At 38.6% G+C, this 8937-nt stretch carries 11 protein-coding genes and 1 pseudogene; 4 read left to right on the top strand and 8 right to left on the bottom strand.

The annotated features are described in order from the left end of the window. Positions 1 to 99: pseudogene (locus FTT84_RS15700) on the top strand (IS1 family transposase); the annotation flags it as partial. A gap of 14 nt (positions 100 to 113) precedes the next feature. Here FTT84_RS15700 and FTT84_RS15695 read toward each other — a convergent pair. Both FTT84_RS15695 and FTT84_RS15690 read right to left on the bottom strand, forming a co-directional pair. Continuing rightward, entirely contained in the window at positions 114 to 722 is a 609-nt protein-coding gene (locus FTT84_RS15695; protein ID WP_180081758.1) for a hypothetical protein, read from the bottom strand. Between the two features lie 249 nt (positions 723 to 971). Next, positions 972 to 2414, bottom strand: coding sequence for a SulP family inorganic anion transporter (locus FTT84_RS15690; protein ID WP_180081759.1), 1443 nt, complete (start codon positions 2412 to 2414; stop codon positions 972 to 974). Positions 2415 to 2629: 215 nt separating this feature from the next. Between FTT84_RS15690 and FTT84_RS15685 the strand changes: the two genes are divergently transcribed. Beyond that, positions 2630 to 3241, top strand: a complete 612-nt coding sequence (locus tag FTT84_RS15685; protein WP_180056613.1) for a glutathione binding-like protein — start codon at positions 2630 to 2632, stop codon at positions 3239 to 3241. A 64-nt stretch (positions 3242 to 3305) separates the two neighbouring features. On the opposite strand, the gene FTT84_RS15680 is transcribed toward FTT84_RS15685, so the two are convergent. The 6 genes from FTT84_RS15680 to FTT84_RS15655 all read right to left on the bottom strand — a co-directional run bounded on the left by FTT84_RS15680 (position 3306) and on the right by FTT84_RS15655 (position 6842). Then, positions 3306 to 3992, bottom strand: coding sequence for a hypothetical protein (locus FTT84_RS15680; RefSeq protein WP_067762220.1), 687 nt, complete (start codon positions 3990 to 3992; stop codon positions 3306 to 3308). A 55-nt stretch (positions 3993 to 4047) separates the two neighbouring features. Beyond that, entirely contained in the window at positions 4048 to 4833 is a 786-nt protein-coding gene (locus tag FTT84_RS15675; protein ID WP_180081760.1) for a thiazole synthase, read from the bottom strand. Between the two features lie 12 nt (positions 4834 to 4845). After that, a complete protein-coding gene (thiS, locus tag FTT84_RS15670) occupies positions 4846 to 5043 on the bottom strand; it encodes a sulfur carrier protein ThiS (protein WP_180081761.1) in 198 nt (65 codons plus the stop codon). Between the two features lie 76 nt (positions 5044 to 5119). Then, positions 5120 to 5485, bottom strand: a complete 366-nt coding sequence (locus FTT84_RS15665) for a DUF423 domain-containing protein (protein ID WP_180081763.1) — start codon at positions 5483 to 5485, stop codon at positions 5120 to 5122. A gap of 149 nt (positions 5486 to 5634) precedes the next feature. Further along, positions 5635 to 6504: an RNA polymerase sigma factor RpoH gene (gene rpoH, locus FTT84_RS15660; protein WP_180081765.1), complete on the bottom strand. Its 870-nt coding sequence runs from the start codon at positions 6502 to 6504 to the stop codon at positions 5635 to 5637. Positions 6505 to 6647: 143 nt separating this feature from the next. Next, positions 6648 to 6842 (bottom strand): sulfurtransferase TusA family protein, encoded by a 195-nt coding sequence (locus FTT84_RS15655; RefSeq protein WP_067762280.1) that lies wholly within the window; start codon positions 6840 to 6842, stop codon positions 6648 to 6650. Positions 6843 to 7256: 414 nt separating this feature from the next. On the opposite strand from FTT84_RS15655, the gene FTT84_RS15650 reads away from it, so the two are divergent. Both FTT84_RS15650 and rhlB read left to right on the top strand, forming a co-directional pair. Continuing rightward, positions 7257 to 7469 (top strand): cold-shock protein, encoded by a 213-nt coding sequence (locus FTT84_RS15650; RefSeq protein ID WP_005014923.1) that lies wholly within the window; start codon positions 7257 to 7259, stop codon positions 7467 to 7469. Positions 7470 to 7568: 99 nt separating this feature from the next. Further along, positions 7569 to 8720 carry an ATP-dependent RNA helicase RhlB gene (gene rhlB, locus FTT84_RS15645; RefSeq protein ID WP_067762209.1) on the top strand — a complete coding sequence of 384 codons (1152 nt, stop codon included), beginning with the start codon at positions 7569 to 7571 and terminating at the stop codon, positions 8718 to 8720. Positions 8721 to 8937: the final 217 nt, after the last annotated feature.

The raw sequence follows: 8937 nt of genomic DNA, 5'->3' as shown, positions 1-8937 counted from the left end.
CGTGGTTTTAGAAGAAGTTGTAATTTCTCCAAAAAGCTTGAAAACCATTTTAAAGCCTTCGACTTAACCTTCTTTTACATCAATAATGGCTTCATTTAATGTCAGCATACTTTTTAAAACACCACCCTTTTTTCAAGTAGCCAACTTTTGTAGATAGGCAATACACTTTGATTTGTACCTAGACTGATTTGACCCAGTCCAGATTTTTGCGTCAAGCTACCGTAGACCTGTACCCATATGACATTTCTACCTTCATTTAAACTTGACGGGGCAATGCTCCATTGGCGTGGGACATATTGGCTACGAGATGCAGGCTCATGTACAGATAAATCACTCCATAGCAATGAATCATTAATATAAATCTTGCCACTTTGAGTAATGCTTTCGAGCGCAAAAGAAATGGGTGCTTGGACGGATGTTGTACAGTGATAGTTGAAATCAATTTTATACCAAGCATTGCCATGAAAATCTGGCCAGCGTGAGCTCCACTGGTCGGGAAGCTGTTCTAAGTTAAGCCAGCCTGCGGTGGGACGTAGTTGAGGATTTACTTGGTTGCCTTGTGCAACCTGTATCGATTGAATATTTGCTGTGCAGTTTGGGGAGTTTTGTAGGCTTGCATTGACTGCTGAGCTAAAAAATAAGCTGATAAATACTAAGATGCTATAAATGATGAGCACATAGAGATATTTTAGGACTGGATCAAATACAAATCCTTGTCTCATTATTCCGCCTTTCCCCTAAAGTTCTAAATCATTTAAAAGAAATGCGGAAGTAAATGAATCAAAACTAAAAATATATTTTAATATTCTGTCATTGTATTTTTTATAAACATAAGATTCAACAAAATTTATAATTTTCATTGAATTAGTAGATGATTGTTCCTTTGAATGTGGTTGAGTACACATAATATTGCCGCCTCACTTGGGCGGCAAATTAAGCTAAATGGAATTTTAAAATGACCAAGCGTAGGCTTAATTATTGATTCGATCAATTAAGGTTGCGCTGGCTTCATTGAGACCAAGTAACTGCGTTTTGATGCCTTTTGCTTCAAATTTCTCCACCACACTATTTAGCATATTGACCGAGGTAATATCCCAAATGTGTGCATTTGACAAGTCAATTTCCACCGATTGAATGTGCTCATTAAAGTTAAAAAATTGGTAAAAACGCTCTGAACTACTAAAGAAAATTTGACCACTGACTTGGTAGCGACGTTGATGATTATGTAAAGTTGAAGTGACTTTTACTGAGCTTTCTAATTGATTAATGATAAATAGCGCTGAAAGTAAAACGCCAACAAATACGCCAAGTGCTAAGTTATGTGTCAGCAAAACGACAATAACTACAGCAATCATCACAATGTTAAAAGAGATTGGGTGTTTGCTAAATTGTTTCACAGAGCCCCATTGGAACGTCGTCAATGAAACCATAATCATAATTGCGACCAAAGCTGCCATTGGCACATAAGCCAGCCAATCTTTTAGGAAAACAACCAAACAGAGTAGGAAAACACCTGCGATTAAGGTCGATAGGCGTGTACGCGCACCAGAAGTTACATTAATAATAGATTGACCAATCATGGCACAACCGGCCATACCGCCCATAAATCCGCTAACAATATTTGCCATCCCTTGGCCACTGCATTCTTGATGGCGATCTGCTTCAGTATGGGTGATTTCATTAATCACCGTTGTGGTCATCATGGTTTCAAGTAAACCGACAGTCGCTAACGTCATGGAATACGGGAAAATAATCGTCAGTGTTTCTATATTGAATGGAATATTCGGAATTAAGAAAATAGGTAAGGTATCAGGTAGCTGCCCTAAATCACTGACGGTGCGCATATTTGAACCAAGCAATAGCGCCAAGCAACTTAAAACAATAATACAAACGAGAGGGGATGGAATTGCTTTACCAAGTTTAGGAATGTAGGGAAATAAGTAAATCACAGCTAAGCCAAGTAGCATGAACACATAACCCGTACTATCCATTTTGGAAATTTCAGGTATTTGAGCAACAAAGATTAAAATCGCTAGTGCATTTAAGAAACCGTAGACCACTGCCTGAGAGACAAAGCGCATTAACTTTGCAACTTTAAAATAGCCAGCAATAATTTGGATGATCCCTGTAAGCACAGTCGCTGCTAATAAATATTGCAAGCCATGTTCTTTGACTAAGGTAATCATCAGCAGTGCCATTGCGCCTGTCGCCGCTGAAATCATGGCAGGGCGACCACCAAAAAATGCGATACTGACAGCAATACAAAAAGATGCATATAGTCCGACTTGTGGATCAACACCTGCAATCGCTGAAAACGCTATTGATTCTGGAATGAGTGCTAAACCAACCACTAAACCGGCCAGTACATCGGTACGAATATTAGAAAACCATTGATCTTTTTTGAGTTGCAGCACTGTATATTTTCATCAAACTTTAAACAGGGCTATGTTAAAACAACTGAATAAAAAAATGCATAACAGTTTGACTTGAAAATTCTATAGATATGGACAATAGTCAATGAGTATATGTGTTTCAGCATTTACGCTTTTTTGCAATTTACAGGTTTGATCACTTGAAAGTTTGTCAGAAGCGATTTAAAACAGTTAATAGTTTATAACAAGGATCAGATATGAAGCTTTATTATTCGCCAGGTGCATGTTCATTGGCTGCCCATATAATTTTAAATGAAATTAACGTAGATTTTGATTTGGTTCGTGTTGACCTTAAAACCCATAAAACAGAAAAAGGATTAGATTATTACGAGATTAATCCAAAAGGATATGTTCCAGCTTTAGAAATTAATCCAGGTTTGATACTGACTGAAAACGTAGCGATTCTACCGTTCTTGGCACAACATGATCCTAAACAAGACTTAATTCCACCATCAGGCTTAGGTCGTGCAAAAGTATTGGAGTGGTTAGGTTATCTGAATTCTGAATTGCATGATGCCTATGCAGTATTCTTTGGTGCGCCATTAGATGCTGTAGCAAAAGAAAAAGCCTATGCTGAAATTGACCGTTTATTGAGTTATATCGATAAAGCGATTGGCGAGTCAGATAATGATTATTTGGTTGATGATAACTTTGGTCCGGCAGATGCCTACCTTTTTGTACTTACAAATTGGTCAAATGGCATTGAGCACGATTTAACACCGTATAAAAATATTATTGCGATTCGTAATAAAGTTGCTGAGCGTCAATCGGTACAAATTGCAATGCGAGATGAAGGCTTGATTCCTTAAAATATCTTTAGTTATTTATAAAAACGCCTCATTGTGAGGCGTTTTTTGCTGATCTATAAAAGTTTTAGTATTCAAACTGTGTATAAAAGTCATCAAAGTTAATATTATTTAAGGTCAATGTTTGGGGCGTTTTAAAGCTCGTCCATTTAATTTGGGTTTTACTTTCTTCAAAGGTGTTGCCACCCAGTATTTCCTTGCGTTTATGGGTTAGAAAATTATAGCTCTTAGACGTTTCTTCTCCTGAAGCGCGATGAAAACTGCTGTAATCAAATCCAATCAATTCAAAGCGCTTATTTTGCCATCTAAAGGTATAGCTGTGACGGGGCCATTCCCAGCCACCACAGGCCATAAAGTAGCTGAAATGTACCTTTAAAATTCCTTTAGAAATTTTAAGCTTATCCGCTTCAGCCAGTGGGTCGAGCAAACATGAGTTGGCTTGTTCAGCAACAGGAATACTATTGTTTTCTGCAACTCGTTGGTAACCCTGAGCAGTTTTAAAGAATACTAAAAATTTTCGCGGATTGTCATGAATGACCTCGCCACCTTCATCTTTTGTAACGATATCAACTTTCTGCTTCTCAACAATCATTGCTATATCTTGCAGCTGATCTTTATTTAAATCACCAGTTGCTGCCATTAAGATGTCCCACCCTTTTGGCGCGAGTAATCTGGCCTGGGCTGGAATTTGGGCATGTAGGTAACATGGAAGTACCAAAAGGGGAAAGGTGTAAATGAGTTTGGGAATTTTCATTATTATCGTCAAAAAAAGGACTCGTTTGAGTCCTCTTTATAGCGTGAATCAGGGCTTATTTAAAGAAGTATCCTGTTTCAGGTGAGCTCGCATTGGCCATACGTTTACGTGGCATACGACCAGCAAGGAACGCTTCACGACCAGCTTCAACGGCTTTTTTCATAGCTGAAGCCATCAATATTGGATTTTGTGCAGCCGCAATCGCTGTATTCATTAATACACCGTCGCAGCCCAATTCCATTGCAATAGCTGCATCGCTTGCTGTACCAACACCAGCATCAACCAATACTGGCACTTTAGCGTTTTCTTTAATAATTGAAATGGTGTGTGGGTTGAGAATACCAAGACCAGAACCAATTAAACTACCTAAAGGCATAATCGCAACACAGCCCATACTTTCAAGCTCTTGTGCCACGATTGGATCATCAGAGGTATACACCATTATCTCGAAACCATCATCTATTAAAGTACGTGCTGCTTTCAACGTTTCGGTAATATTCGGGTACAGGGTTTTTTCATCACCCAATACTTCTAATTTAACCAAGTTATGGCCATCCAATAATTCACGTGCCATCATGCAGGTGCGTACTGCGCTATTGGCATCAAAGCAACCCGCTGTATTGGGTAAAATGGTGTACTTTTCAGGCGGAATCACAGAAAGCAAGTTAGGCTGATCCGCATGTTGACCAATGTTCACACGTCGAATTGCAACAGTGACAATCTCTGCACCGCTGGCTTGAATGGCTAAATCTGTTTCATTTAGGTCTTTATATTTGCCGGTACCGACCAATAAACGGGAGTTAAAAGTTCGTGAACCTATAATTAAAGGTGTGTCTTTCATGGGAGCTCCATTTTAGCCGCCGCCAACGGCATGAATAATTTCAATATGATCTTGCTCAGCAATTAGTGTTTGATCCAATTTGCTTTTTGAGATGATCATTTCATTTTTTTCGACAGCGAAACGTTTACCCTCTAGTTGCAATTGTTGAATCAATTGCAACAGGTTTATACAATCAGTTTGAGTTGCTTCGCCGTTTAAAAATATTTGCATTTGTGCTGATTTCCATTCGTTCTAGGCAAATTTAAAGATTGAGTCTGTTTTGTGCGCTTCAGTACTCTTTATTCGTTTATCTTGCAAATTTAAACGCATTCCATGCGAGGACGATCCAACCTGCAATCATCAGTGCACCGCCAATTGGGGTGATTGCACCTAAACCACGCGGTAAGCCAAGCGCCATGATATATAGTGAGCCACAGAAAAACAAAATACCAATTTGGATAAGAAGGAAGCTGGCTTTAATCGGAATTTGCGGAATCACTTTCGCAATAATTGCAAGTGCAAGTAAACCGAGGGCGTGATAGAAAAAATAGTCGGTTGCGGTTTGCCACCAAGCAAGTTGAGCTTCACTGGCACGTGCTTTTAATCCATGTGCGCCAAAAGCACCAAGCATGACTGCAAAAGCTAAATTGAGTGCGGAGATTGCCATCCACATGTGCATTCACCCTAACAAATTTTGCGCACAACCATAGCATATTTTTGAACGTAATTTAAGTAAAACAACCGAATCTTTATTTTGATTTAAACCAAAAAAAAGAGCATTTAGATGCTCTTTTTTCATGGATATTAAACCGAATTCAGTCATTAATTTGATGACATTGCGACTTTGATTTTCTCCATCGCATTTTTTTCTAACTGACGAATACGTTCTGCAGAGACATTATATTCAGCTGCAAGTTCATGTAGCGTTGATTTTTCATCATCTAACCAACGACGCTGCAAAATATTACGAGAACGATCATCGAGTTGATCCATCGCTTCATGCAAAGCAGTGCTACTTTGTTCTTCGTAATCTTCTTCTTCAGCCAAGCGAGCAGGGTCGTAGCGGTTATCTTCTAAATATAGCGCTGGGGCAATATGCGTTGAACCTTCGTCATCGTCATCACCTTGTGCTTCGAAGGCTGCATCGTATGCTGTTAAACGACCTTCCATTTCGAGCACTTGTGCTGCAGTCACATTTAAGTCATTGGCGATTGACTCAGCTTCAGCCATGGTGAGCTTTTTAGACGATTTTTTTAAGCTACGTAAATTAAAGAATAATTTTCGCTGCGCTTTGGTAGTTGCAATTTTAACAATACGCCAGTTACGAATCACATATTCGTGAATCTCTGCCTTAATCCAATGCACTGCAAAAGAAACAAGGCGAACACCCATAGTAGGGTCAAAGCGTTTTACTGCTTTCATTAAGCCCAAGTTACCTTCTTGAATCAGGTCGCCTTGTGGCAGGCCATAGCCTGCATAGCTACGCGCAATATGTACAACAAAACGCAAGTGCGACATTACCAACATTTTGGCAGCATCTAAATCTTGGTCGTAGTAATAACGTTCGGCCAGCTCTTTTTCTTGTTCGGCCGTTAAAATAGGAATTTGGTTAACAGTACTAATATAAGCACCGAGATTCACCCCGGGTGCCGATAATGACAGGGGCATCAATTGATTGCTGCTGTCACTCATATCTTCTCCTTGAGAAATAATAAAGGCTATGCCCAATAATTAAGATTTATCTTAATCCAATATTTCGCTAAATAATGGAAAATTGGGTATAGAAATGTAAAGTTTTATGCAAATGTGAAGCAATTAAGTTTATACGAAACTTTTTAAGATTCAATTAAGTAATGAAATTCAGACTCTGAAATTTTACTCAATTGAAAGTCTAACTGATGAATTTGACAGTATCGTGATACATCTTGTTGACTATGTGGGTCAGATGACTTCAAAAGCAAAGAATGTCCAGAACTATTCTTTAATGCTTTTTTTAACATCAATAAAGGCATTGGGCAGGGTTTACCCATTGCATCAACAGTGAGCACTGTCTTTTTACCATCATTCACAGCTGAACTTCATCGCATTTACATATGAAATGAAATATTAGCAAATACAGTGCCAAATCCCAACTATAAAAAGGCGAAAAGTCTTAGCCATTCATTGTTGAAAAGTATGTGAAAAAATAAGCTTATTGATAAGGAATTTAGCGCAAAAAAACCTATTATTTGCGTTTAACCCATGTTAAGCTCGTTGCGTTATTAAGATTTATGAGGGCTGTGAAGCCGCGTTTTTCTTGATATATTTGGATGTAACCGGGATTTTGTTGATAGTTTTACAGAATGATTACAAGCTTAGAAATAAAAATATTTTTTAACCTTGTTTGGTCTGCTGTTTGCAACACCGGGTGGTCCTTCTTTTTTAAATACGATAAGGATTAACTTATGACAGCTCGTGAACAAGGCGTTGTTAAATGGTTCAACGACACTAAAGGCTTTGGCTTTATTCAACGTAACGGCGGCGACGACGTATTCGTTCATTTCCGCGCAATTATGGGCGAAGGCCACCGTTCACTTCGTGACGGCCAACGCGTAGAATTCAGCGTTGTTAAAGGTCAAAAAGGCTTCCAAGCTGAAGAAGTACAACCTTTAGACTAATCGTCTGAATGTACTCAAAAACGCTCCAATGTAAATTGGGGCGTTTTTTGTTTATAATGCTTCAGCAATTTTGTGATTATTCAATTAGGGCACATCTATATGTCATCAGGTTTTGAAACCTTAAATTTACATCCGAACCTTAAAAAAGCCATTGATGCTTTAGGTTTTAAGGATATGACGCCTATTCAGCAAAAGGTTTTAAAATTTACATTGGCTGGACATGACGCTATTGGTCGTGCTCAAACTGGTACTGGGAAGACTGCGGCTTTCTTGGTCAGTGTGATCAATGACTTGTTGAATAATCCAATTAAAGAACAGCGTTATCGTGGTGAACCGCGTGCATTGATTCTTGCACCAACGCGCGAACTTGCTTTGCAAATTGAAAGTGATGCAAAAGAATTAGTGAAATACACTGATTTGAATGTCATGACTTTGCTCGGTGGGGTAGATTTTGATAAGCAAAAAAATCTATTAAATCGTAATTTTGTCGACATTATGGTGGCAACACCGGGTCGCTTGATTGATTTTGTTGAACAAAAAGAAGTTTGGCTAGATCAAATAGAATTTTTAGTGATTGATGAAGCTGACCGTTTATTAGATATGGGCTTTATCCCATCTGTAAAACGTATCGTGCGCTTTTCACCACGTAAAGAACAACGACAAACTTTGATGTTCTCTGCAACATTTAGTTATGACGTTTTAAATTTGGCACAGCAATGGTTGTTTGAACCAGTGACTGTTGAAATTGAACCTGAGAAAAAAACCAATGCCGACGTAGAACAACGTGTCTACATGGTGGCAAAATCTGACAAATATAAATTGTTAGAAGAAATTTTACGTGTAGAACCGATTGAAAAAGTAATGATCTTTGCCAATCGACGTGATCAAGTACGTAAGTTGTATGATCATCTTAAAAGAGATGGTTATAAAGTGGTGATGTTGTCTGGTGAAATCGCGCAAGACAAACGCCTAAAAATGTTGGATCAATTTAAAAATGGTCAACATAATATTATGATTGCGACTGACGTTGCTGGGCGTGGTATTCATGTGGATGGCGTTTCACACGTGGTGAACTTCACATTACCTGAACAGTCAGATGATTATGTTCATCGTATTGGTCGTACCGGTCGTGCAGGTACTCGCGGTGTGAGTATTAGCTTCTTGTCAGAAGATGATGCGTTCTCTTTGCCAGAAATTGAAAAAGCCATTGGTCAAAAATTACCTTTAACCCGCTTAGAAGGTTATTGCTAATTAAAAGCAGAATACCAATTAAAAAAGCCACTCGATTGAGTGGCTTTTTTATGGATGAGTCATATTTACCGTCACCATAGTTTAGTATTACGTAAGCGTCCGCTGAACACACCTTATGAATTCATCCTATAAGCCTTAATTTAGTCCCCACTTAAAAACAAGTGGGGACTAAAATTTATGACTACAAATCACCAGACATCCATCGCATCTCTTGCGA

The sequence above is a fragment of the Acinetobacter sp. YH01019 genome (genome assembly GCF_013420285.1).
In the GTDB taxonomy this organism is placed as follows: domain Bacteria; phylum Pseudomonadota; class Gammaproteobacteria; order Pseudomonadales; family Moraxellaceae; genus Acinetobacter; species Acinetobacter gandensis.
Note: the sequence above shows the minus strand (reverse complement) of the source record. Positions and strands in the feature narration are given on the sequence as shown.

What these genes read in the sequence shown, in the direction of transcription:
- FTT84_RS15695 (WP_180081758.1), bottom strand. Translation starts at nt 722, where the DNA reads ATGAGACAAGGATTTGTATTTGATCCAGTCCTAAAATATCTCTATGTG.
- FTT84_RS15685 (WP_180056613.1), top strand. Translation starts at nt 2,630, where the DNA reads ATGAAGCTTTATTATTCGCCAGGTGCATGTTCATTGGCTGCCCATATA.
- FTT84_RS15680 (WP_067762220.1), bottom strand. Translation starts at nt 3,992, where the DNA reads ATGAAAATTCCCAAACTCATTTACACCTTTCCCCTTTTGGTACTTCCA.
- FTT84_RS15675 (WP_180081760.1), bottom strand. Translation starts at nt 4,833, where the DNA reads ATGAAAGACACACCTTTAATTATAGGTTCACGAACTTTTAACTCCCGT.
- thiS (WP_180081761.1), bottom strand. Translation starts at nt 5,043, where the DNA reads ATGCAAATATTTTTAAACGGCGAAGCAACTCAAACTGATTGTATAAAC.
- FTT84_RS15665 (WP_180081763.1), bottom strand. Translation starts at nt 5,485, where the DNA reads ATGTGGATGGCAATCTCCGCACTCAATTTAGCTTTTGCAGTCATGCTT.
- rpoH (WP_180081765.1), bottom strand. Translation starts at nt 6,504, where the DNA reads ATGAGTGACAGCAGCAATCAATTGATGCCCCTGTCATTATCGGCACCC.
- FTT84_RS15655 (WP_067762280.1), bottom strand. Translation starts at nt 6,842, where the DNA reads ATGGGTAAACCCTGCCCAATGCCTTTATTGATGTTAAAAAAAGCATTA.
- FTT84_RS15650 (WP_005014923.1), top strand. Translation starts at nt 7,257, where the DNA reads ATGACAGCTCGTGAACAAGGCGTTGTTAAATGGTTCAACGACACTAAA.
- rhlB (WP_067762209.1), top strand. Translation starts at nt 7,569, where the DNA reads ATGTCATCAGGTTTTGAAACCTTAAATTTACATCCGAACCTTAAAAAA.